Annotated in this window: 20 protein-coding genes; 13 read left to right on the top strand and 7 right to left on the bottom strand. The window is 52.8% G+C overall.

Going from position 1 to position 23,235, the window contains the following annotated elements; genetic code table 11:
* Positions 1-118 precede the first annotated feature (118 nt).
* From AC6ROY_RS04780 to AC6ROY_RS04720, 13 genes are all read left to right on the top strand, one after another.
* Positions 119-1,930 carry a sensor histidine kinase gene (locus tag AC6ROY_RS04780; protein WP_500098886.1) on the top strand — a complete coding sequence of 604 codons (1,812 nt, stop codon included), beginning with the start codon at positions 119-121 and terminating at the stop codon, positions 1,928-1,930.
* Entirely contained in the window at positions 1,917-3,452 is a 1,536-nt protein-coding gene (locus AC6ROY_RS04775; protein ID WP_500098885.1) for a response regulator transcription factor, read from the top strand. The genes AC6ROY_RS04780 and AC6ROY_RS04775 overlap by 14 nt, the downstream gene beginning before the upstream one ends.
* A gap of 130 nt (positions 3,453-3,582) precedes the next feature.
* Positions 3,583-4,548, top strand: a complete 966-nt coding sequence (locus tag AC6ROY_RS04770; RefSeq protein WP_500098884.1) for an ABC transporter permease — start codon at positions 3,583-3,585, stop codon at positions 4,546-4,548.
* Positions 4,549-4,622: 74 nt separating this feature from the next.
* On the top strand, positions 4,623-5,495 hold the full coding sequence (locus AC6ROY_RS04765) for a carbohydrate ABC transporter permease (protein WP_500098883.1): 873 nt from the start codon (positions 4,623-4,625) through the stop codon (positions 5,493-5,495).
* Between the two features lie 339 nt (positions 5,496-5,834).
* Positions 5,835-7,220 (top strand): type 2 periplasmic-binding domain-containing protein, encoded by a 1,386-nt coding sequence (locus AC6ROY_RS04760; RefSeq protein ID WP_500098882.1) that lies wholly within the window; start codon positions 5,835-5,837, stop codon positions 7,218-7,220.
* A 91-nt stretch (positions 7,221-7,311) separates the two neighbouring features.
* Positions 7,312-8,415 (top strand): Gfo/Idh/MocA family protein, encoded by a 1,104-nt coding sequence (locus AC6ROY_RS04755; RefSeq protein ID WP_500098881.1) that lies wholly within the window; start codon positions 7,312-7,314, stop codon positions 8,413-8,415.
* Positions 8,416-8,447: 32 nt separating this feature from the next.
* Positions 8,448-9,485 (top strand): Gfo/Idh/MocA family protein, encoded by a 1,038-nt coding sequence (locus tag AC6ROY_RS04750; protein WP_500098880.1) that lies wholly within the window; start codon positions 8,448-8,450, stop codon positions 9,483-9,485.
* Positions 9,472-10,434: a sugar phosphate isomerase/epimerase family protein gene (locus AC6ROY_RS04745; RefSeq protein WP_500098879.1), complete on the top strand. Its 963-nt coding sequence runs from the start codon at positions 9,472-9,474 to the stop codon at positions 10,432-10,434. Before AC6ROY_RS04750 ends, AC6ROY_RS04745 begins: the two co-directional genes overlap by 14 nt.
* Before the next feature lie 273 nt (positions 10,435-10,707).
* Complete coding sequence (locus AC6ROY_RS04740; RefSeq protein ID WP_500098878.1) at positions 10,708-12,210, top strand: right-handed parallel beta-helix repeat-containing protein; 1,503 nt, start codon at positions 10,708-10,710, stop codon at positions 12,208-12,210.
* The gene (locus AC6ROY_RS04735) at positions 12,207-12,818 is read left to right on the top strand and encodes a nitrous oxide reductase accessory protein NosL (protein WP_500098877.1); all 612 of its coding nucleotides are present in this window, start codon (positions 12,207-12,209) and stop codon (positions 12,816-12,818) included. Before AC6ROY_RS04740 ends, AC6ROY_RS04735 begins: the two co-directional genes overlap by 4 nt.
* The gene (locus tag AC6ROY_RS04730) at positions 12,815-13,633 is read left to right on the top strand and encodes an ABC transporter permease (RefSeq protein WP_500098876.1); all 819 of its coding nucleotides are present in this window, start codon (positions 12,815-12,817) and stop codon (positions 13,631-13,633) included. Before AC6ROY_RS04735 ends, AC6ROY_RS04730 begins: the two co-directional genes overlap by 4 nt.
* Positions 13,626-14,375, top strand: coding sequence for an ABC transporter ATP-binding protein (locus AC6ROY_RS04725; protein ID WP_500098875.1), 750 nt, complete (start codon positions 13,626-13,628; stop codon positions 14,373-14,375). The genes AC6ROY_RS04730 and AC6ROY_RS04725 overlap by 8 nt, the downstream gene beginning before the upstream one ends.
* A 17-nt stretch (positions 14,376-14,392) precedes the next feature.
* Positions 14,393-14,908, top strand: a complete 516-nt coding sequence (locus tag AC6ROY_RS04720) for a redoxin domain-containing protein (RefSeq protein WP_500098874.1) — start codon at positions 14,393-14,395, stop codon at positions 14,906-14,908.
* Positions 14,909-15,020: 112 nt separating this feature from the next.
* Here AC6ROY_RS04720 and AC6ROY_RS04715 read toward each other — a convergent pair whose 3' ends face one another.
* The 7 genes from AC6ROY_RS04715 to AC6ROY_RS04685 form a co-directional block, all read right to left on the bottom strand.
* Complete coding sequence (locus tag AC6ROY_RS04715; RefSeq protein ID WP_500098873.1) at positions 15,021-15,587, bottom strand: hypothetical protein; 567 nt, start codon at positions 15,585-15,587, stop codon at positions 15,021-15,023.
* A gap of 166 nt (positions 15,588-15,753) precedes the next feature.
* Entirely contained in the window at positions 15,754-16,836 is a 1,083-nt protein-coding gene (locus AC6ROY_RS04710; RefSeq protein WP_500098872.1) for a DNA alkylation repair protein, read from the bottom strand.
* Between the two features lie 157 nt (positions 16,837-16,993).
* Entirely contained in the window at positions 16,994-17,218 is a 225-nt protein-coding gene (locus AC6ROY_RS04705) for a hypothetical protein (RefSeq protein WP_500098871.1), read from the bottom strand.
* A gap of 14 nt (positions 17,219-17,232) precedes the next feature.
* On the bottom strand, positions 17,233-18,462 hold the full coding sequence (locus tag AC6ROY_RS04700; RefSeq protein WP_500098870.1) for a Ger(x)C family spore germination protein: 1,230 nt from the start codon (positions 18,460-18,462) through the stop codon (positions 17,233-17,235).
* Positions 18,459-19,565 (bottom strand): GerAB/ArcD/ProY family transporter, encoded by a 1,107-nt coding sequence (locus tag AC6ROY_RS04695; RefSeq protein WP_500098869.1) that lies wholly within the window; start codon positions 19,563-19,565, stop codon positions 18,459-18,461. Before AC6ROY_RS04695 ends, AC6ROY_RS04700 begins: the two co-directional genes overlap by 4 nt.
* Positions 19,566-19,577: 12 nt before the next feature.
* On the bottom strand, positions 19,578-21,146 hold the full coding sequence (locus AC6ROY_RS04690; protein ID WP_500098867.1) for a spore germination protein: 1,569 nt from the start codon (positions 21,144-21,146) through the stop codon (positions 19,578-19,580).
* A gap of 813 nt (positions 21,147-21,959) precedes the next feature.
* Entirely contained in the window at positions 21,960-22,934 is a 975-nt protein-coding gene (locus AC6ROY_RS04685) for a substrate-binding domain-containing protein (RefSeq protein ID WP_500098866.1), read from the bottom strand.
* Positions 22,935-23,235: the final 301 nt, after the last annotated feature.

Below are 23,235 nucleotides of genomic sequence, written 5' to 3'. Positions count from 1 at the left end.
GACAAATGAACGAGCTTATGCTGGAGAGAACGATTAACCTGTGATAATGTAGTTGATAACTTATTTCAACAAGGTACGGCAAGCCTGTATACCAAAAAAATAAAGGTGCGATGTAGAGATGATGGGAGCGCGGTTTATATTAGGCATCGGCAGAAGCTTTAGAGTAAAGCTGATTCTCAGCTTATCGGTTATCATTGCTTTAACTTTTGGAATAACGGGCTATTATACCTACTTGAATAATTTGAATTTATTTGAGCAGGAGATTAGCAAACAGTTTTCGGGTACGAACCACGAGGCGCTGGCCAAGCTGGATCTCAAAATGCAGGAGATTGTTCGTATTTCGCAATCCATTGTTTTTAACCCGGAGATCGAGCGGCTGGTCTCGCGGATTGACCAAACCAAGGAGGATTCGGAGGAAACCTATAGTCTTTACTACGACAGAAAGCAGATTGAAGACCAGATTTTTCAGATAAAATCGAATGCTCCTTATATTAACGCTATGTATCTCTATGACTTAAACGGAACTCCGGCTTATTTTCGCTACACCTCTTCTGCAATCAATGATTTGGATAGCAATACAGTCAACGATATTCGATTCAAGATAAGTGACTCCTACGGAGATTTGGTATGGATGAATAGGCTTCTTCCAAGCTCGATTGAGCCAAGCGGTCTCAGAAAATCCATTGTCATATCCCGATTTATGAAAAATAGCTCCTTGCAGACCTACGGGATTTTGGTGATGGTGATTGATGAGTCTTTTTTCTCCAGTGCGCTGAAGGAGCTGATTAAAGAGGGCATGGGTAAAGTGTATTTGTTCAATCCTGGCAACGAGCTGTTGTACAGCAATGCCAGCCCAGATTCTGTTGAAAAATTGGAGCAGCTGGGCAGCCTTGAACAAACGAAGCTGCTGGATAATTATTTATTCGTTCAGGGGCAATCCAAAGAATCTTATTTTAAGCTGGTCAGTGGTACATCGCTTATGGAAATACGGGATAAAAATCGTGATCAGCTTGAGGCCATCCTGTATTCAGCCATTGCCAGTATTTTGTTCACAAGTATTTTGATCATATTGTCTATAAGCCGATTGCTTAGACCGCTCAAGGAGCTGCTGCAGGGCCTGAGAAGAGTGCGGGCAGGACATTTCGACACACAGATCAAAATTAGGACGAAGGATGAGCTTGCGTATATTGGCGAAAGCTTCAATGAGATGACTTTGCAGGTAGGGCAGCTGATTAAGGAAGTGTATTTAACGCAGTTAAGTGAAAGAGAGGCAGAATTGAAAGCGCTTCAGGCGCAGCTGAATCCACATTTTCTGCATAATATGTTGAATGAAATTTACTGGAAGCTTTATTTGAATCATGAGAAAGAAACGGCATCTCAGATTGGCGCCTTGTCGGAAATGCTCAAATATTCGCTTATGCCTGTACGGACGCTGACTACTGTGCAGGAGGAAATTCAGCAAATTAAAAATTATGTCAAGCTGCAAACTGAGCTGTTTGAGGCTGATTTTGAAACTGTAATTAAGGCCGACGAAGCGACTGTGGACTGCCAGATTATGCGCTTTATTTTACAGCCGCTGGTCGAAAATGTGTTCATGCATGCTTTCCGCAATAAAATTTCCGATAAAAAGCTGGTCATCTGGGCACGGATCGTTGATGGACATCTCGACATTGAGGTGTCGGATAACGGCTGCGGAATGAATGAAGCTCTTATTGCTTCCATACTTGGGAGAAAAGGAATTGCGCCGCAGTATCGTTCAGATGACCGGGAAAGCCTGGGGGTTCGCAGTGTTGTCAGAAGGATTGAGCTGGTGTGCGGTTCTCCCTATTATCTGGACATCAAAAGCGAAGTTGATGCCGGAACAACGATGAGATTGGTGCTTCCTTATATTTATTTGGGGACAGGGGATGCGAAATATGCAGATGGGTAAAGTGCTCATTGTGGAAGATCAGCCGAATTTCCGCAAGGGCTTGAGCATGATGGTTGATGCAGAGGGACAAGGGTGGAGAGTCGTAGGCGAGGCCAGCAACGGCCAGGATGCGTTGGAGCTGCTAGGCAGGCTTCAACCGGATTTGGTGCTTACGGATATTCGCATGCCTATTATGGATGGAATTGAATTTGTCGGCCATCTGCGGCAATGCTATCCCGAGATGCTTGTTATTATTTTAACCGGCTATAAAAATTTCGAATACGCTCAGGCTGCCGTAAGGCTAGGGGCGCTTGATTTCCTGATCAAGCCGTGCACCGAGCAGGATGTTCGCCGGGTTCTGGGTAAAGCGTCAGAACGCTTTTATGACAAGTACATGCAGCAGCAAAAGCAGCAGGTACAGCAAAGGCTGCAGCAGGATCAGGAGCTTCGTTCGGCTATGCTTGACCTGCCGATTGTATATGGTGCAAATGAACGGCTGAATGCCATGTTGGCTGGCTGCAAGCTGTGGCTCTTACAGGTCCATCATGACGAAGCAGTGAAAAATTATCGGAAAACGGAGCTAAGCCTCATTCAATTTGCCTTGTCCAATATCATTGAGGAAATTATAAGCCGATCCGGGAGCAACGCAAGGCTATTCATCGTTGAACATCATCGATTTGTAGCGGTTGCGGAGCCAGACGGCTTTGGCGAAGCTATTCAGGAACACATCCGCAGCGCCTCAATGCAGTATTTGAAGACGAGGACTACCATTGTTCCTATCGGGCCTGCGCCATCAGCCGAGCATTTGGCGGAGCTGTACGAGGCAACCAAGGGCGGAGGGAGCGATTCCGCTGCAAAAGAAAGCTTGAGCGAAACGGTATCCAGCGCGACCATGTCCTTGAACCAAGCTAAGGTCAAGGAGCTGGAGGTTCAGCTGATGTCAGCCATTTTGATGGGCGAGGAGAGCAGCCTGAAGCAGCTTTTGAAACACGTGCTGGTTGATATGGCAACGCATTCGTTGGAGGAAATGCATATTCAAGCCTTATCGTTATCCATCGCTCTGCGTCGGACTATTCAGCATAAACTGGAAACGGAAGTAAGGGAGCCCGTTACGGGGTTTACTTTTGACATGCCTCGAACGGATTGGACAACGGCTGAAGTGATGGGGTGGGCGGGGGAACAAGTTAATCAGTTTTTGCAGCTCATCACCAACTGGCAGTCATCCAAAAGTAAAAGCATGATTGAAAAAGCCATAAAATACATCGAGGAAAAATACAGCTCGGAAATTCGTCTGATGGATGTGGCAGGCCACGTGCACCTTAATCCAAGCTATTTCAGCGTGCTCTTCAAGAAGGTTACCGGCGAAACCTTAACCCGTTACATCACCCGTTACCGTATGGAGAAGGCGGCGTTGCTGCTCAGGAATACGGATATGAAAATTTTCGAGATTGCTGGCGAAGTCGGGTTCGATGAGCCTAATTATTTTACGAATGTGTTTAAGCAGCAGTATCAGATGTCGCCGAAGGAATACCGGAGCAGCTAAACAGCCCTTTCCCAATAAATGAAAACAGAACCCAATGAATTTATAGAATTATCTATAGATTTTTAAGGGTTCTTTTTTTTGAACCTTTTATAATGAAAGCACTACCACAGAATAAAGGAGTGAAGACGACATGAGCGTTAAGGCAGGGATGGCTCCCGATTCTACTGCAACGGATGCGCGTAAAGCAGCCCTGCTGCTTAGGCGTAGACGAAATTTAAAAAAGAACATCCCCTTGTTTATGATGCTGGTTCCTGTCCTTGCCTATTATTTGTTATTCAAATATTGGCCTATGGGCGGATTGATCATCGCCTTCAAAAGCTACAATTTTAATGATGGAATTCTGAATAGTCCATGGGTCGGATTAAAGTATTTCAAGTTTTTGTTCTCGGGCTCCGATACGATTCAAATGATATGGAATACGTTTTGGCTCAGCTTTTTGAATCTGGTATTCGGGTTCCCTGCTCCTATCATTCTTGCTATTTTACTTAATGAAGTACGGAAGCTGTGGTTTAAAAAATGGGTACAGACCATTATCTATTTGCCTCATTTTTTCTCTTGGGTCATTGTATCCGGCTTAGTCCTGACACTGTTCGCTACGGATTACGGTTCGGTAAACAAGGTGCTGAAGCTGCTGTCCATCGAGCCGATCACCTTTTTATATGAATCCAATTCATGGCTGACCATTTTTGTTGGCTCAGGGATATGGAAGGAAATGGGTTTCAGTACGATCATTTATTTGGCTGCATTAACGACGATTGATCCGTCGCTTTACGAGTCAGCGGGCTTGGACGGCGCCTCCAAATGGCGTCAAATATGGCATATTACAATCCCAGGCATCCGCCATACGATTATTCTGCTGCTGATTCTCGCTATGGGCCGTGTGATGGAGGTGGGGTTCGACCAGGTGTATAACCTGCAAAATCCGGCGGTTGCTGGGGTGTCCGAGGTCATAAGTACTTATATTTATAAAGTAGGCCTGCAGCAAGCTCAGTTTAGCTTGAGCACCGCACTCGGCTTATTTGAATCCGTCATTAGCTTTACGCTGGTGCTGGTTGCTAACCGAATTGCACGCAAATTTGACCAAGCCTTGTTTTAGTTGTGTTAGGCTGCGAAGACTTGCGAGTTACGAGGCAGGCTTTGGCTGGCGCATCATGTTGAGGAGGTGATCGCTTGAAAACAACCCGAGGCGAAAAAGTTTTTTACATGATTAACTACGTGCTGCTTGCTGCGCTTGCGCTGACTTGCTTGCTGCCGTTCATTCACATTATTGCCGTATCCTTCAGTGATCGGGCTTCCGTAGAATCGGGACATGTGTTTCTATGGCCGGTCGGCTTCCAGCTTACGGCTTACAAGTTCTTTTTCCTTGTGACACCGGCGCTGAAAGCCTTCCAAAATAGTTTAATTATTACCCTTGCAGGCGTTGCCTTAAGTATGCTGAGTACGCTTCTTGCCGCGTATCCATTGTCACGATCCTATTTGATGGGCCGGCGTTATTTTGTACTTGCCATGGTTTTTACGATGCTGTTCTCGGGCGGGATTATTCCAACTTATCTCGTCGTGAAAAACTTGTCGTTGATTGATTCCTATTGGGCCATCTGGCTTACGGGACTCATAAGCACCTATAATATGCTGTTGATGAAAAGCTACTTTGAAAACATTCCTCAGGAGGTGGAGGAGGCTGCACAGATTGACGGCTGCAAGGATCTATCGCTGCTTCTTCGCATCCTGCTGCCTTTGTCGCTCCCAATGCTGGCTACGCTGGCCCTGTTCTATGGAGTAGGCTATTGGAATGCTTTCATGAATGTCATTATGTATATTAACAAAACAGACATGCAAAATTTGACGGTCATCGTCCAGGCTCTGCTGGCAAAAAACGATATCGTGAATGCCGCAACTACAGATGTGATGGAGCAGCAGCTGGTCATGAACGAGATGATTAAGTCGGTAGGGGTTGTCACATTGGTGGTCCCGATGCTGCTGGTCTATCCGTTCTTGCAGAAATATTTTGTAAAAGGCGTAATGCTTGGATCCGTAAAGGGTTGACAAGTATAAGCAGGACCATAGGTAACCTTAAAAGGGGGAAAGCGTATGAAGATGACGAAAAAAGTTTTGGGCACGGGTGTGGTAGCTGTCTTGGCCTTGGGTGCAACCCTTGCAGGCTGCAGCAGTGAAAAGAAAGAGGAAGCAGCAGCGGAAACGAGTAAGTCGGCAGAGAAGACGGAAGTCAAACGAGGGGATATTTCGGTTGAGGTATATGATCGCGGAGCCATTCCGGCTTCGGAAGGATCGCTTGAAGATAACCGCATTTCGAAGTGGATTAATCAAAACGGACCGGCCAATGTGAAATACGTCCCGATCCTGCGCAGCGAATCAACCAAAAAAATGAACGTGCTGTTTGCCTCGGGCTCCGCTCCTGATATCGTGAATGAGTCTAATACGCCTTTTCGAAATGGTCTGATTGAACAAAAGCAAGTCATGCCGCTCGATGATCTTTTAACGTTTATGCCGCAATATCAGAAGCTGCTGACCGAGTATCCGCAGTTAAAGAAGGCGGGGACGAAGCCTGACGGTAAGCTGTATGAAATAGGAAAGGTGAAAGAGGCCAGCCCTCTGCATGCGCTGATTATTCGTACGGATTGGCTGAAGAAGCTGAATTTGAGCATGCCAACAACGACAGAAGAGCTGTTTGCCGTAGCCAAAGCGTTTGCTGAACAAGATCCGGACGGCAATGGGAAAAAAGATACATACGGCCTCAATATGAGCTCCTATTCGGAGCAAACCATCAATGAAATGTTTGGTGAAGGTTCATCCAGCACCTTGCTGGCCTGGAGAATCAAGGATGGGAAGGTATACCGCCAGTGGGAAAATGAGCTGGCTTCCCTGACATTCAAAAAGCGGCTTTATGATGAAAATATTATAGATAAGGATTATATCAATGATAAGGACGGCGCAAAGGCTAAACGCGATTTCCTTAACGGCAAGCTTGGCATTTATGTGAAATTTACCGGCGGTTGGTTCGATATGCTGATCAATGATGTGGGTACGCTGAAGAAAAATGTGCCGGATGCGGAAGTGGCCCCGCTGGCTTTTCCTAAATCACCGCTTGGAACATTTACGGGAGCGATTGATAATCCGGTTCAAATGACAACGATGATAAACGCTAAAGCCAAGGGCCCGGAAGCGGCAGCCCGCTATATTGATTTTATGATGAAGCCGGAGACGGCCAAAAAGATTTTGTATGGAGATGAAGGAACGCATTGGAAAATGGGGCCAACCGGCTGTCCGCAAACGATTGATCCCGCTAAATCGAAAAATGAAGTGCTTTGGGCAGCTGATTATGAATTATTTTTCTCCACGGCAACGGACAAGTGCAATTTTACTGTGAACGGCTTTAACGTGGAGGTGCCGGAGCAAAAAGCTGCTTTAGAGTTTTATAAGGAAACTCAGAAGATGTACATCCTCAATCCGGATATCGAATATCCAGGCATTACAGTAGGCGAGCATATGCCGACATTTGCTGAGGATCTGAAGGTGATTAACACGAGTATCCTGAAAGAGAAAAACGATCTGTTCGTAAAAGCGATAATCGGCGGCAGCAAATATACAGCCGAGAAAGCGATCAAGGATTCTCAAGCGGCTTGGGATAAAGCAGGCGGCAAGAAGCTGGAAGACTTCATGAACACATGGTACGCAGAAAATAAGGACAAAGCATTCCTTGCCAAGGATGTCATTGAAATTGCAAGACAGCAAGTCGCACTAACGAAGTAAGCTTACAAAGGGCGGGGGGGAGCTGGATATCCATTGGACGTCCGGCATCCTCTGTTAGCCTTGACTATACGACCATTGGAGGATTCATAACATGACGAGGATTCATAACATGACATTGCATAAAGTAAACATTGGGATTATTGGCTGCGGAGGAATTGCGACAGGCAAGCATCTGCCGAGCTTAACGAAATTGGATCAGGCAGCCATCGTAGGGTTTCATGATATCAGCAGTCAATTGGCGCAGCAAGCGGCTGAGAAATTTGGAGCTGAGGGGGCAAAGGTATACGAAAGCTATCAGGAGCTTCTCGCGGACCCGTCCATTGATGCTGTCCATGTATGTACACCTAACGATTCACATGCGGAGATATCTATAGCCGCACTTGAGGCCGGCAAGCATGTGATGTGCGAGAAGCCGATGGCTAAAACCGCTGCAGATGCCAGACGTATGGTGGAGGTGGCTAAGCGCAGCGGGAAAAAACTGACGATCGGCTACAATAACCGCTTTCGTGCCGACAGCCAATATTTAAAGAAAATAGTAGAAGAAGGAGAGCTTGGCGACATTTATTTTGCAAAGGCACATGCGGTTCGCAGACGCGGCGTACCGACCTGGGGTGTTTTTCTGGATGAAGAGAAGCAAGGCGGGGGGCCGCTCATCGACATTGGTACCCATGCGCTCGATTTAACCTTGTGGCTTATGAACAATTATGAGCCGAAGGTGGTTTTGGGGTCAGCCTACTATAAGCTTTCGAAGAAAGAAAATGCCGCCAATTCTTGGGGCCCCTGGGATCCCCGGAAATTTACAGTAGAGGATTCGGCTTTTGCCATGATCGTGATGAAGAACGGAGCGACGATTATGGTGGAAGCCAGCTGGGCCTTGAACACGCTTGATACGAAGGAAGCGAAAACGACGCTATGCGGCACCGAAGGCGGAGCAGATATGCAGGATGGCTTGCGCATTAACGGCGAGAAGCATGGGCGCTTGCATGTCAATCAGCTTCAATTTGAAGCTAAGGGGGCGGACTTCTACGAAGGTAAAAAAGAAAGCATGCAGGATAAGGAAATGCGGTTTTGGATTGATGCTATCCTGAACGATAAGGAGCCGATCGTCACTCCCGAGCAATCTTGTGTGGTGTCGGAAATTCTGGAAGCTATTTATGAATCGAATCGAACGGGAAAAGCCGTTTATTTTGACTAACCTATCATTTTTCAAGAAAGAGGATATGGTATATGATCCGAGTAGCGGTGCTAAGCTTTTGGCATGTTCATGCCAAGGATTACGTGTGCCAGGCTGTTGAACATCCGGATACTGAAATTGTAGCGATTTGGGATGAGGTTCCCGAAAGGGGACGACAGAAGGCAGAGGAGCTCCGTGTAAAATTTTTTGAGCATGTACAGGAACTATTGTCCCAGCCTGATATTGAAGGCGTTATCGTGGGTACACCAACAAGTGCACACCATGATGTTATGATTGCGGCTGCCAAAGCGGGGAAACATCTATTCACGGAAAAAGTGCTTGCTTTAACAACTAAAGAGTGCGAGGAGATTTTAGGTGCTGTTGAGGCGGCCGGTGTGAAGCTGATCGTATCGCTGCCACGATTGAATATGGCTTTTACACAGGCCATTCAACAAATCCTGCATGAAGGACTGATTGGGGAAGTATCGATGATGCGTTTGCGTCTGGCTCATAACGGTGCCTTGCCAACGGAGAAAGCGCCTGACGGCTCGCTCCCTGCCCACTTCTTTAATCCAGCGGAAAGCGGCGGAGGCGCTTTGATCGACCTTGGCTGTCATCCCATGTATTTAGCCAGGTTATTTCTAGGCTTCCCGGATAGCATCAGTGCCAGCTTCAGCCATATCACGGGCAAGGAAGTAGAGGACAGCGCGGTAGCAGTTCTTTGTCATACCGGCGGCGCGATAAGTATTGTCGAAGCGGGATTCGTCAACAGCTACTCGCAGTTTGTTATTGAAGTACAGGGAACGGAGGGCAGCTTGTCTTATTCAAGACATGACAATAAATTGTTTGTGCGCGGGTCCCGATTTGAAGATCCGGCTGTCGAATGGCGGGAACAGACCAACCTGCCAGCACCTCTTCCATCTGCATTCGAACAGTGGATTTCCCACATCAAGAACGGGACAACTGCAGCAGTAAACCTGGAATTGGCCTTGGATTTGACCCGATTGATGGAGGCTTCTTACAGGTCGGCGCGTTCAGGCGCGAGCGTTCATTTAAAGGAAGAGAAGAGGCGATCGGATGAATCTGGATAAGGGGAGCTATTCATTTTCGACATGCTGGAATATCAAACGCCATTCAGTAGGGCGCGAGATGATCGAGGAAATTAAAGCACTCGGCTTTCGTCATGTCGAATTGAACTACAATGTTACGGAAAAGCTGATGACCACAATTGAGCCGATGATCGAAAAAGGAGAAATTGGCGTATCCAGTGTGCACAATGTTTTCCCGTTCATCAATGACAAGGACTATGATACAGACTCCGTGCTGCTGGGCTTTGAGGATGATGTTAAGCGTAAACGCTCCATCGAGCTGCTGATCCGTTCCATGGAATATGCGAACCGTTACGGAGCTAAAGCCGTGGTGGTCCATCCGGGCGAGGTGCCATTTGATTACAATATTGATTCTGAATTGAAACAGCTTTACAAAGAGCATGGAAAGGACTCGCCGCAGTATCAGCGCCTATGGGGCCAAATGCTTGAAAGACGCGAACGGCTAAGTCCTTCCTACACAAACCGGATTCAAAGCAGCTTGGAGGAGGCTTGCGAGCATGCCGCAAAAAAAGGATGGAAGGTAGCGGTTGGCATCGAGACACGGGCCCGCTGCTATCAAATGCCAACCCTCATGGAAGCCAAGACGATTTGTGAGAGCTTGAAGGGAAGTCCTGTCTACTTGTGGTACGATACGGGCCATGCGATGATGATGGACAGAATGGGCTTGTACGACAATGTGAAAGAATTGAAGGAAGTTTCCCGCTATATTTATGGCGTACATATTCACGAAACGCTGGAGCTGTCCGATCATTGGTGTCCCTACATACACAGCAAGGATATGCAGTATTACGATCATTTTCTGGAAGCTATCGACTTCGCAACCGTCAAAGTATATGAATTGAAGGCAGCTTGCCAGCCCGATGAGATTCACGCGAGCCACCAAATCATGATGGATAAGCTCGCAGCCATGAAGGCTAGCGGCTGGTGCTGAAACGGGTTAAATCCAGCTAAAAGGGCTGGCCTGCGGGCGAGGGTGTTGGAAAAGTCACTTATCCAGAAAAGGTACAGTCTTCAAGAAATTGAAGGGGCTGTACCTTTTTTGCGGTATGAGCAGGTCGTCACCAATGAAATGGAAACTGCCCTCTCCCCCCAATGTTCACACAATCTTACCGGGAATAGCCCAATCGGGTCATATACGCTGCCCAATAATTGGTTAGAATAAAAGGGAGAGCTAAGGAATGAACTATAGAAGGGGAGTGATGCCGTGAACCAACGGTTTCACTGGCTGCGTAGGGCGGGCGGACTGGCTGTGTTTGCAGTAGCTGCCGTGGCAGCAGGCTGGATTGCGCCAAGTGCTGGCACAGCTCAAGCCCAAGATGCGGGAGGCGCTACGACTGCAGTTGCCAGCGGTGTGACGGTAACAGCGGTAACGGCCGTGCCCCCGGCCAAGCCGCAAGCCTCGCTGCAGCAGCTGATCAACGCGACGCCAGCGGGCGGCACGCTCATGCTGGAGGAAGGGGAGTATGCCGGCGGCGTCACGATTGACAAGCCGATTCGGATCGAGGCGGCCGGGCAGGTACGGATTACGGACAGCGGTCCGGACCCGGTTTTGCGCATTCGCGCGGATCAGGTGCAGGTGCAGGGCGTGGAGCTGGTGCAGCGGCAGGACGGAGAGACGGCAGCGGTGCTGGTGACCGGCAGCGGGGTGCTGCTGGACGGGCTGGATATCCGGACGCATGCGTTTGGCATCGTCCTGCGGGACAATGCCCGCAATGAAATTCGCGGCACGGTTATACGCGGGCTTGACGCGGACGGCGGGAGCGGGTCCGGACAAGTCGATGAGCTGCCGGCGACCGAGACGCGGAACGGGATGCTGTCGGGAGACAAGCGCAATGGGATTGACTTGTTCAATTCGCATGACAATGTCATTCAGAGCAACAGGATTGACCAGATGAATGATGGCATTTATCTGGAAAGCAGTCACCGGAATAAGGTGGAGCGCAATCGGATCGAGCATTCCCGCTACGGCATTCATTGCATGTACACGGACGGGACGCTGGTCCGGGGCAATGAAGGGGCCTTTAATATTACCGGCGCGATGGTGATGGGGGTCAAGGATGCGGAAGTGACCGGCAATACGTTTGTCAAGCAAAGTGAAAGTGTGAACTCGCAGGGACTGCTGTTTTTCGATGTGGAGACGTCGCGAATTACGGGCAACAAGGTGGAGGGCAACCGGGTCGGCCTGTATGTCGAGCAATCCCACCGCAATGAGTTCCGCAATAATGACGTCCTGCGTAATTTTGTCGGGGTCCAGTTTCTGGAGTCGGAGCGCAATCAATTTGCGAACAACCGGTTTATTGGGAATGTGATCGAGTCACAGGCTAATGACAGTGTGGACAATGCGTTTGCCGGAAACTACTGGGAGGCGTTTCACGGACTTGATACGGACGGCGACGGCGTCAGCGAGCTGGCGTATGCGATGAATCCTTTTTTCCAGCGGCTGACTTCAGATACGCCTGCTTTTCAGCTATTTTTCCAGTCGCCGGGCATGCAGTTTCTGGAAGGGATGTTTACAGCCGGGCAGGAGGAGTGGTCGGTGGACGATGCGCCGCTGATGCAGCCTGCGGAGGTCAGTCCCGGGGTGCCAGGCGGGGCGTATGGAGATGAGGGCGGAGCCGGCGGATCGGCCGAAACGCTGCTGGTCGGGCTGCTATTGCTCGTATGTGCGATGGGGACAACTTATTATTTGGGGGTTAGACGAGGATGAGTAGACAAGTGAAGCTGATGTTCACCGCGCTGCTGCTGATGATTGTATTGGCAGGCTGTGGCGCAAACGGTACGACGGGGGCTAACGGCACAAGCGGCGCCAAGGAGAAATTCCCGGCCATTGCGATTAATGAAGCCGTGGACAAGTGTGCGATTTGTAATATGCAGGTGAAGGATGATGCTTTTGCGACGCAATTGACGACGACAGACGGAAAAAATTACAAGTTCGACGACCTGGGCTGCATGAACGAATGGAAGCAGAAAAACAGTACGGCCCAAATCGGCGCTCAGTACGTGCGTGATTACAATAATAAAGAGTGGATTCATTTCGACAAAGCGACTTATGTATACGATGCGAGCTTCAAGTCGCCGATGGCTTATGGCATCTATTCGTTCAAGGACGAAGCGGAAGCGAAGAAGTTTGTGGACGCGCAGAAAAAAGGCAAGGTGATGACGGCCGAGCAGTTGGCTTCGCATACGTGGGAACGGAGCAAGGGCGCGATGAATATGCATTCGCATTCGGACGACAAGGACGCGCACGGTAAAGAAGCGCATGCGGAATTCGCGGCGCCGGCGAAAGCGGACGATAAAGGGATGCATGGCCAATGAACCTGCTGCACATCGCATTAAGAGAAGTTAAAATCGGTTTTCGCAATCCGTGGGCCTATTCATTTATGGCCCTCTTTGCTCTATTCAGCTTGTCCTTGCTGCTGATCAACGCCCAGCGATTCGCTGACGGCTATTCCAGCACAACCTCTTCGATGCTGAATTTGATTTTGTATTTGCTGCCGCTGATGACGCTGCTGCTCGGTTCGTTTTCGTTGACGGCGGAGAAGGAGGAGGGCAGCTGGCAGCTGCTTTCGACGTATCCGCTCAGCACGTTCTCATTTATTGGCGGGAAATATGTCGGGCTGACGGCGGTGCTGATTACGATTGTCGCTTTCGGCTACGGGCTGACGGGCATTGTCGGCTCGTTGACAGGGCGAGGGCTGGACGGGCGGACATTCGGGATGTTTTTGGCCTTTTCCATCGGATTAATTGTCCTGTTTCTAGCTATTGCGCTGGTGATCGGCACGTTGGCCAAAAACCGCTGGCAGGCGCTGACGTACGGGGTTGCGGTCTGGTTTTTCGCCGTCATCGGCTGGCCGACGCTGCTGATTGCTATTCTTGGCCTTATGCCTTATCTATGGATCAAGCCGGCGCTGGTGGCGCTGACGTTTGTGAATCCCGCCGAGCTGGTCCGGCTGTTTGTTGTGATCAAGCTGGGCGGGGGCGCGGCGCTCGGACCCGAATATTACCAGTGGGTCGGCTGGGTATCCAGGCCGTCGGGCACCGGATTTTTCCTGCTCGTCTGTGCGGCGTGGGTCACGCTCGCGATCGGCTGGGCGCAATTGGTATGGGAAAGGGGGCGATCGCGTGGCTAATCAGGGGAAGCCTGTGCTGGAGCTTCGCGGTGTCGGCAAGGAAATCGGCAAGCGGACGATTCTCGGCTCGATTGATCTCCGGCTTGCGCCGGGCCAGTCGCTGGCGTTATGCGGCGGCAACGGCGTGGGCAAAAGCACGCTGCTGCGGATGATCGCCGGTATTTTGCGGCCGACGCGCGGCGAGATTACACTCGGCGGCGTTCGCTGGGCCGACAATCGCAAGCAATATGCGGAGCAGCTCGGTTATATGCCGGATGACTATTTATTCGGACAAGGGCTGTCCGCGCAGGAAACGCTCGCTTTCTGGGCATCGCTGCGCAAGGTGTCTCCAGCCCGTGTCAGCGAGACGCTGGAGCTGGTGGGCTTGAGCGAGGTGCGGCGCAACCCGGTTACGTCGTTCTCGAAAGGAATGCGCCAGCGGCTGCTGTTCGCTCAGGCGCTGCTCGCCAAGCCCGCGCTGCTGTTGATGGATGAGCCGACAAACGGGCTTGATCCGTACTGGATGGATTCCTTCGCCGAGCTGGTCCGGTTTGCGAAAGGGGAAGGACATGCGATATTGTTCTCCACGCATCAGCTGCAAATCGCGGAGGCTGCGGCGGATGAGGTGCTGTTTCTGAAGGATGGCGGCATCGCGGAGCAGGGGAGTGTGGAGCATTTCCGACAAGCCTATGGCGCGCACGGCTTGCAGTCGGTGTTCAACCGGCTATTCGGGTCGCAGCCGGGGCAGGTGCAGCAGTTATGAAGGGAAGCCGTCGGCTTATGTCCCGTAAAGCGGTCAATCTATTGATTATGGTTGCATTGGCTGCGGTGCTGCTGATCACACTGCTGCAAAACCGTACGTCGTCGGACGGGATGCTCCGGTCCGGGGATGCAGCCCCGGCATTTGCCGCGATGACGCTGGACGGCAGCCCGGTTGAATTGTCCGCTTACGAGGGGCAAGGGGTGCTGTTGAATTTCTGGGCCTCCTGGTGCGGTCCGTGCGTAGAGGAGATGCCGCGGATGAAGGCGGCGTATGAGCAGGGGGTGCCCGGCGTGACGATGCTGGCGGTAAATGTCGGCGAGTCACGCGGAACAGCGGCGGAGTTTGCTACGAACCATCAGCTGCCGTTCCCCGTGCTGCTCGACCCGAGCGGAGAGGCGGCGGGGCAGTATGGGCTGATCGGCTTGCCCCGCACGTTTCTGATTGACAAGCATGGTCGTATCGCGAAAGTTGTTCCCGGCGAGCTGGCCAGCGTGGAGCAGGTCCGCGAGCTGATGGCGAGCGTTCAGCCGTGAGCCAAGCGGGCGCGGTCAGGCGGCAGGAGCGTGCCGTTGAGCCGGCGCCTGCCGCCAATAGGTGAGGCAAGTGTCCAGGCTGCGCGGCCGGAACCAACAACGGGGCGGCGGGCTACCGTCTGAAGCGCCGCAGCCGGAAGAGCAAAAGCACAATGCTCGTGCCCAGCAGCACAACGAGAGCGACAAGGGCTGCGAGCGCCGGGGCGCCAATGGTGCCTTTGTCGGCTTCGCCGGGGGCAGGGGCGTACCCTTCGCCGAGCGCAGCCAGCTGCTCCGTTGCTGACGCGAGCGGCCTCGTCATGTCGCAGATCGACGTGACCAGTCGGCCTTGATGCTCGTAGGCGGAGACCAGATACGACTCGCCGACCTTGAAGGCTTCATACCCGCAGCTTGTGAGGGCTGTGAATACATTGGTTTGGCGCTCGGGCTGACCTTTCCACACCTTGGCGACCCGAAAGCTGATCCGCACAGGGTCTGCCGATGATTGAGGAAGCATGATGCCTGGCTGCTTGATCCGTGTAACCTCCCCGGCGAAAATGGCTGTCTTGCGCTCCAGTTCCTCCGCGACTCCTACACGAGCACAGGAGCAGGCGTATGCCTCCGACGGCTTGACGACGATACCGGAACAGAGCAACAGGACGAGCAGCCAGCCGAGAGCTTGCTTCGCATAGCGATACAAATCAAAAACACCCCCTATTCCTACTTGACGAGCAGGAAGGGGGTTAAGTTGCGTTCAGTCGCTTATTCCGGGTAAGTCATGAGGGCGAGATTTCATGAATTCGGATTTCGTCTGGGTCATTTGGGGCAACTTCTTCGATGAGTCGCTGAATCGTTGCGTCGTTGACTCACGGAGTCACTTCCAAGGACTGTGCCGCCAGCTCCTGACCGTTCACGACGATAGCCAGCCGATGGATGCCGGGATAATGCTTGCGGGTCGTTAAGTCCCGAAAATGATGAATCCGCTCGTAACGACGCTCCGTTTGCTCAAACGGATATTCGGTCACCTTAAACAGCTTGCGCGATGTCTTGCCGTTTGCCTTGACGAAGTCGATCGCATATTCAATCCGCAGCCGCTGCGTGCCCGCGGCCAGAGAACGAACCGTAAAGGCAAAATCCAGGCTGTCGCCGATCGCCAGCGACGTCTGCTCCAGCGCCAAACCGCTGACCTCCGCGTCCGGCGAACTGGTGAAGCCGAACAGCTCCAGCATATCGGGATCGGCTCTGCGCAGCAGCGTCCGGCAGCCGTGCTTGACGATCCAGTTTGTCTGCTGACTGACGCCGTACCAATCGCGAACGAGCTGCTTGATGCGTTCGGGATGATCCTTGGCGATATCGTTTAAGTTGTTGGCGACGCTTTTCTGCACGTACACGGAGGTATCCTGCTTGAGCTGCTCCAAAATCGGGAAAATCGGCGCAGGCTCGGCTTTAAACGCCTCCAATGCCATCGCCCACGGCAAGCGGGGGCGGCAGCCCTCGCTTGCCAGCCGCCGAATATGCGGGTCGGCATGCTCCGCCCATCTGCGCATCTGCGCCATCATCCGCTCGCTGTCGCGGATAATGAACGGGCGCACGGCGAACTCTGAGCTGGAAAATGGGGTAAAGCGCGCCAACGCTTCCATCGAAGCGTCCCAATCCTCCTGACCGTACGCCTCCACAAAGTCCGGGAAAAATAAATATTCAACACCCCGACAGTCCGGGGCGATCTTGTCCAGTACGTCTAATGCATCCCGATAGGACGGGGGCAGCGTCTGGCGCAGTGTAGCCGTGATATGCCGCATCCGCTGCTTGAACGGCCGTTCCTGCCACTGGTCATCGTAGATGGCCGTCAGAAAACGGTCCGTCGGGAAGGACGGCTCGGACTGCTGCAGCAGTCCGGTAAACCGGTTGAAAAACGCCTCATTGTATTTGTCTGCAATTGCTTCTGCCATCACTGTCCATCTCCTGTCCTCATCTAGGGAAGCCCGCCTGTTCCATCCTCCTGACTTTCTGAAACCAGTGTAGCACGTAATGGTGTCAGTTTCTGTCATCATTAGCTAAACCCGATATGGAAGCGGCCAGATAATGGCAGGCAGCAACCCGCCGCCGTCATTCCACCCCGAGACGCTTGGTCAAGCCGCCAAACAGCAGGCGCATAAAATCATCCGGCCCCCACAAATCCGGGTTAAACAGCAAAGTAATGCCCAGCGCGGCTGAGGTTAACGTGAGGCCCCAAAGTGTCAGCTTGGCCTTGAATCCTTGAGCTGACGGAAGCTCCAGGCGAAGCAGCAACCCGGCGACGGCCGCGATGCCGATGATTTCCAGCATTTTCATAGGTGGATCGCTCCTTATTTACGGATGACCTGTTCCTGAGGAATGCCCTGCGGCCCGCTCGACTTTCCTCTGCGTTTAATCAAGGTGCTGATCTCCAGCTCGTTCGCAATCGTCGGAAACCGCGTATCCCAATCGGCGCGCGCTTTGTTCCACGCATGAGGGTAATGGCGGCGAAACGCCTGGCCGTATCCGAACAGATCGGCTTTTATCGTTTTTTGCGTAAGCTGAAGGGTGGGCTCAATAATTTTCGTCAATTGCTCCTTCCATCGGGCTTCGACGGCCGCGATTTGTTCGGGAGCCATTAGTCCAAGGTCCGTTGTGTTCAGCACGATGTCTCCCTGAGCTTCCACGTCAATTCGGATCGTCCACGTTCCCTCACTGATCCGGGGGGTCAGCTTGGTCCGCAGCAGTGTCGGCTGGATCGCTACCGAGCCATCTCCCTTGTCCGGTTGCACCGAAAATATATAACTGTCCAGCTGGTTCAGCAAAAGGAGCGTCCCAACCGTGAACGGCTCCGTAATGGTTCGCACGTAAGTATCCTTCCGAAACACGGCAAGCCCCGAAATAAAGGGAAAGGTTGTCAGCTGGTCACGGCCTGGCTCTGGCGGGATCGTTTTCAAATTCGAGATGACCGCCGACGCATTGAGACCGTCGATCAATTGAGCCAGATCAAGCACGGTAAGCCTCATGCCCAGCTTCATAAAGCTCATCTCTCGCAGCGCCTCGGCCGAGCTGCGCTCCAGCGGCGGCAGGAGTGCGAGAATGTCGGTTGCTGTCTGCTCGCTCACATACACATAAGCATGCTCGCGAAATTGGGAGTAGCGCAGCATAAAGTCCAGATATTGGCGCAAGCCTTGCTTCGCGGCGCTTTGCCCGATAACGATGGCTTCGCAGTGACCCCAGAATACGTGGCGGGACAGCTTGCGCTGCAGGCGGGCCATCGCCTCCGCGATATTGCGGCCCTCAGCCGTCTGGACCATCGTGACGCCTCCCGAGCTTCCAGGTCCGGCGCCGCCGACCCCGCTGGCGCTTTCAGCGCCCCCGCCTTGGCGGGGGATAAACACTTGCACCGATAAATTGATCAGCTTATCCCCCGGACGGTCGATGCCTGTCGCCAGTACAATAGCGATATCGTTGATTTCGACTCGATCCCAGCAGCCTGTCAACAGCGTGGCGCTCAGGCAAAGGGTCAGCAGCAGCGCCACAATGCGGTTGCGCAACGGCAGTGAGGGGCGGGCGTTCATGAGGTGTTGCTCCTCTGCGGCTGTCTCCGCTTTTTCGCCATGCCTGCGAGCAGCAGCAGTCCCGGCAGGACAAGCAGCGCAAACAGGGTGTACACATTGCCGACCATGCTTGTCAGTCTGGCAATGTCCGCTTGTCCTTTGGCGACCCAAAACGCAAACACCGTACACAGAAAAGCAGCGGGCATGACAAGCGTCCGGTAATCCTTCAGACCCATAAATTGTGCGATTGTCAAGGCATACACGTACAGCAGAACGGATATTTTCACATAAATGCCCGCGATCCAGATCGCAATAATGAGCGCCTCCAGATGCTGCAAAAAGTCGGCAATTGTAATGTATCGCGCGGCAATCATCACCGGGTAAATGAAGCTGGCGGTCAAATCGCCCATCAGCAGCAAACAGACGAGGTTGGTCACAACCATCGTGATGGTGACAAAAACAAGGCACCACGTCGTTTTGCGCAGCACGCCCGCAGGCTTGTGAACAAAGGGCAGCAGGAAAGCCATCACGATAAATTCACTGAACCAGGAGCTATGAACCAAGCCGCCGATCAGGGAGGGCATCATGCCCTTTTCCCCGATGGGCAGCATATTGGCCGGCTCCAGCTCGCCGATCAACAACAGAAACAGGAAGGTGGTCAGCACGACAAACAAGGTGACGAAAATTTGCGCGCTGCGGCTCACGACCTCAAGACCGGAGCGGACATTCACAGCGCATACAAGCGTGATGGTCCCCATAATGACAAACATCGGCGTTTGCGGAAGCGCGCTGCTGACGATAAATTCCCCGTAGGTGCGAATAATTTGCCCCACGAGATGAGGCCAATAAAACAGGTAGAAAAGGATAAACAGCTTGCCTGCGAGCGTCCCCAAAATCGCAACGGCCGACTCGTTCATCGTATGGCCCGGATGCAGCCGGTGCAGCCCCAGCCCGACCAAAATCGTGAGGAAGCCGACAAGGCTGCCCCAGATCGGCGATATCCACATGTCATGCCCGGCATAATGGGTGGAGATGCTTGGCACCGCCAGGATGGACGTAGCGACAATCGTAGGGTAAATGAGCATATTCATCTGTCCCACCGATATTTTGCCTTGCTCGATCATCAGGCTCCCTCCTTATGGTTTGTGTCCGGGCTTTCGGTCGGCGGCGCCCCGTTTGCCAGGTGACAGGCGGTTTCTTGCGCCTCCGGGTTGCCCCCCGCCTCCAGGCTGCATCCAGACCGGAGCTCGCCACAGCACATCCCGTACAGCCGCAGCTGACGTTGGCGTAACCGGAGCCAAATACGGGATGCCGAAGGAACGCAAGGCGCACAGATGGATGATGATCAAAATAACGCCGAGCATCATGCCGATCAGACCAAGCGTCCCTGCCAGCAGCATGATCGGAAACCGCAGCAGGCGCGAGGCCAGCCCGGCCGCATACCGCGGAATCATAAAGGAGGCGATCCCGGTCGTTGCCACGACGATGACCATCGGCGCGGAAACGATGCCGGCCGTCGTCGCCGCTTGCCCGATAATGAGGGCGCCGACGATGCTGACGGCCGAGCCGACCTGCTTGGGCAGCCGGACGCCCGCTTCCCGCAGCGCTTCGAAGGCAATTTCCATCAGCAGCGCTTCGATCAGGGCGGGGAATGGAATTTCTTCCCGCGCCCTGGAGATGCTGAGCAGCAAAACAGTCGGGATCATTTCCTGATGGAACGTTGTAATGGCCACGTAAGCGGACGGCAGCAGCAGCGACAGCAGGAAAAACACGTATCGCAGCCAGCGGACAAACGTGCTCATCAGAAAGTGCTGATAATAATCCTCAACGGACTGCAGCATCGAAAAAAACGTAATCGGGGCCAGCAGCACAAACGGCGTGCCGTCAACGAGCAGCGCAAATCGCCCCTCCAGCAAGTTGGCGCAGACGACATCGGGCCGCTCCGTCGACAATAGCTGGGGAAAGGGGGAGTACGGCTCGTCCGAAATCCATTCGGCGAGCGACTCGCTTTCCATCATGGAATCGGTATGGATGGCAGATAAACGTGACATGGCCTCCTGAATCATCGCCGGGTCCGCGACTCCGTCCAGGTAAGCAAGCTGAACGGAGGTGCGGGTATACATGCCGATCGTCATGGAGAGCATTTTCAGCTTCGGGTGCTGCATCCGCTTGCGCAGAAGCGAAATGTTTACCTTCAGGTCCTCGGTAAACCCTTCGCGCGGACCGCGAATCGTCGACTCCGCGGTTGGTTCCTCGATGCTGCGATGCGGGACCTGCTGCAGGCTGAAGGACAGCGCGCTGGAGCTGCCTTCCAGCAGCAAAAGCGTGCAGCCGCTGCTGACGCAGCTGATCGCATCCGGAATCGTCCGGACGTAGGCGGACGTTGAGATCGGGATGCGGCCAAGCAACGCGGCTGCCTGCAGCGGAGGCTGCATGGCCGGCTGGCTGCTGAGCAGCGGACCCAGCAGCTGCTGGTCCAGCAGCTTCGTGTCGCAGAGCGCTGCATGAAAGATGACGACAGCATCGGTCTGCTGATGAATTTGAAAGAAGTGAAAGGTCAAATCGGCGCAGTCGGCGTAGATCGCGCGCAGCTGGGCCACATTTTGCTGCAAGCTGGAGGCCAGCGGAGGAGGCGGATCGGCGGGAGGCGCTGTCTGCTGCCTGGCCGACCTGGACTTGAACATTTCGCGTATGGAGTTAAACATGGCAGTCAGCACCTCACTCTGTCAGAACCTGCGAGCTCTGTTTGGACTAGCTTTTCCATGATGTTCCTCAATTATGTGTGTGCAGGAAAGGTCGGGCAGGGTGCATAACGGGATTGATGAGACCAGGGAAGGTGGGAGAGGTGGAAAGATGAAGAAAGGAACAACGGAAGAAAGGAAGAGATGAAGAAAGGATCGGTGGACGGGCAGCATTTGTAAAGAAATAATAGAGAATATAATGTTATGTTTATGCTATTAAGATTGACGTAAATTACTGGCTTATCCCAAACGTTCGACATGAATATACAAAATTCCATCATTTTTGTGACTGTGATGTTTGCTACAGCGCAGTCTAAATAAGCTATGATGTGTTTTTTTTGTCACAGTTATGTCATGAATGTGATTTAATATCACATGAATCTATTGATTTTAATCGTAGTACGATATATATTAAATGATAGTTAGTATGAATTAAATATAAATAGAAATAATTGATTCGGTGTGGAGTGTGGGAGGAGGAAGGGGGCCGTGCCAACCGGAGGGCAGCCGACCTGGACAAGCTGCATCAACCTGTAAGCCAGAGCCATCCGACGACAGACGCACAGCAGGGAGAGGGACGGCGAGTCTGGCTGTACAAGCAAAGCGTCCGCCTTTCAAACGAGGCTCCCGCCTTGAAGTGAAGGCCGTGTGTGAGGTAGTCTCATTTGAAAGGTAAGGGAAGGATCGCTTGTTCCCGGGGCGGCGCAATGGGTACGCATCCTTGGTTCAGGGAATGTCCTGACGGCCGCCCGCAGGCAGGCTGCGGCTGGATTGGCTTCAGGCTTCGTAGAGAATTTGGCCGGTGCGCGACAGATCGTAGCCTTGAATCGCCTGCAGCTCCTGCTTGAACTCGTCGGATTGCACGATGCCAAGCAAGGCGTCGATCCACGGCTGGTTGCCCGGCTTGCGTACCATGACCAGATCGTATTGCTCCTGAATAAGCGGGATAAAGTCGACCTGGCCGACGATCGCGGCCGCCTTCTCGATGCCTACGCCGACATCGGCTTCACCGGAAGCGACCTTGGCGGCGACGGACAGATGGTTCGTCTGCACTTCGTCGTAGCCGTGCAATTGCGTGGGCCGGATGCCGTGCAGCCGAAGCTGCTCGTCCAGCAGCACGCGCGCGCCGGAGCCGCGCTCACGGTTCACGAAGCGCAGGCCGGGACGGCTCAGATCGGCCCAGCCCTGCAGCTGATGAGGGTTGCCCTGGCGGACGTACAGGCCGGCTTGTCGAGACAGCAGGTGCACCACGATCAACGGGAAGCCGACGAGCAGCTTGCGAATGTAAGGCAAGTTATATTCTCCGGATTCGCCGTCAAGCAGATGGGTACTGACGATATCCGACTCGCCCGCATACATGCTGATCAGGCTGTCGAGACTGCCGACATAGGAGCGCAGCGGCCGGAGACCGGGAGCTTGCTTCTCCAGATGCTTGGCGAGAATATCCAGGCTGATGTCCTGACCGGTGATGACGACAGGGCTGGCGGCCCGGCTTGCCGACGGGCCGGCTCCGGCAGTCGAGGCGGCTGGGATGAGGAGCTCTGCCGCCCGGGCGGCCGTGTCCGGCAGCGGCGCCGGGACGCTGCGGCTTCGCAGCTTGTAAGCCTCCAGATCGGAGGCGTCCACCCGCATTTGCTTGCCGACCCGGTAGGAGGGCAGGTGGCCTTTTTTGATCAAATCATAGACGGTGAGCTTTGATATTTTCAGCAGCTTGGCGATTTCGTCGGCTGTATAGGATACTTCTTGCGACATCGGAAAACCTCCACCTGTTTCGTCAGTGTCATGTTAGAGAAGCTGAACAAATGACGTTATCTACTTCTATGCCCGTCTCGGGGCTGCTTGTATTGTAGCATAATTCGGGTGATCGGTTTAGAGGCAGTCTGTGCAGCGCAGAGGAGCTTCGGATTCATGCAAGAAGAGCTACAGCGGCAGCCCGAAGGCACATCATTGAGATGGCTTTGACCGGAAGCTTTTCTTTCAATTCAAACAAATGTTAAGTATAATGATTACTGGATTTAACTAAATAGATAGAAACCATACAATGGAGGAGAGG

This window comes from Paenibacillus sp. sg306046 (genome assembly GCF_059821225.1).
This window is presented reverse-complemented; position numbering and strand designations above follow the sequence as displayed.

Bases quoted from the DNA above. Each gene is read 5' to 3' on its own strand.
- AC6ROY_RS04745 (WP_500098879.1), top strand. From the start codon at position 9,472: ATGAATCTGGATAAGGGGAGCTATTCATTTTCGACATGCTGGAATATC.
- AC6ROY_RS04770 (WP_500098884.1), top strand. From the start codon at position 3,583: ATGAGCGTTAAGGCAGGGATGGCTCCCGATTCTACTGCAACGGATGCG.
- AC6ROY_RS04710 (WP_500098872.1), bottom strand. From the start codon at position 16,836: ATGGCAGAAGCAATTGCAGACAAATACAATGAGGCGTTTTTCAACCGG.
- AC6ROY_RS04735 (WP_500098877.1), top strand. From the start codon at position 12,207: ATGAGTAGACAAGTGAAGCTGATGTTCACCGCGCTGCTGCTGATGATT.
- AC6ROY_RS04720 (WP_500098874.1), top strand. From the start codon at position 14,393: ATGTCCCGTAAAGCGGTCAATCTATTGATTATGGTTGCATTGGCTGCG.
- AC6ROY_RS04730 (WP_500098876.1), top strand. From the start codon at position 12,815: ATGAACCTGCTGCACATCGCATTAAGAGAAGTTAAAATCGGTTTTCGC.
- AC6ROY_RS04750 (WP_500098880.1), top strand. From the start codon at position 8,448: ATGATCCGAGTAGCGGTGCTAAGCTTTTGGCATGTTCATGCCAAGGAT.
- AC6ROY_RS04755 (WP_500098881.1), top strand. From the start codon at position 7,312: ATGACGAGGATTCATAACATGACATTGCATAAAGTAAACATTGGGATT.
- AC6ROY_RS04685 (WP_500098866.1), bottom strand. From the start codon at position 22,934: ATGTCGCAAGAAGTATCCTATACAGCCGACGAAATCGCCAAGCTGCTG.
- AC6ROY_RS04690 (WP_500098867.1), bottom strand. From the start codon at position 21,146: ATGTTTAACTCCATACGCGAAATGTTCAAGTCCAGGTCGGCCAGGCAG.
- AC6ROY_RS04705 (WP_500098871.1), bottom strand. From the start codon at position 17,218: ATGAAAATGCTGGAAATCATCGGCATCGCGGCCGTCGCCGGGTTGCTG.
- AC6ROY_RS04760 (WP_500098882.1), top strand. From the start codon at position 5,835: ATGAACGTGCTGTTTGCCTCGGGCTCCGCTCCTGATATCGTGAATGAG.
- AC6ROY_RS04775 (WP_500098885.1), top strand. From the start codon at position 1,917: ATGCAGATGGGTAAAGTGCTCATTGTGGAAGATCAGCCGAATTTCCGC.
- AC6ROY_RS04695 (WP_500098869.1), bottom strand. From the start codon at position 19,565: ATGATCGAGCAAGGCAAAATATCGGTGGGACAGATGAATATGCTCATT.
- AC6ROY_RS04700 (WP_500098870.1), bottom strand. From the start codon at position 18,462: ATGAACGCCCGCCCCTCACTGCCGTTGCGCAACCGCATTGTGGCGCTG.
- AC6ROY_RS04780 (WP_500098886.1), top strand. From the start codon at position 119: ATGATGGGAGCGCGGTTTATATTAGGCATCGGCAGAAGCTTTAGAGTA.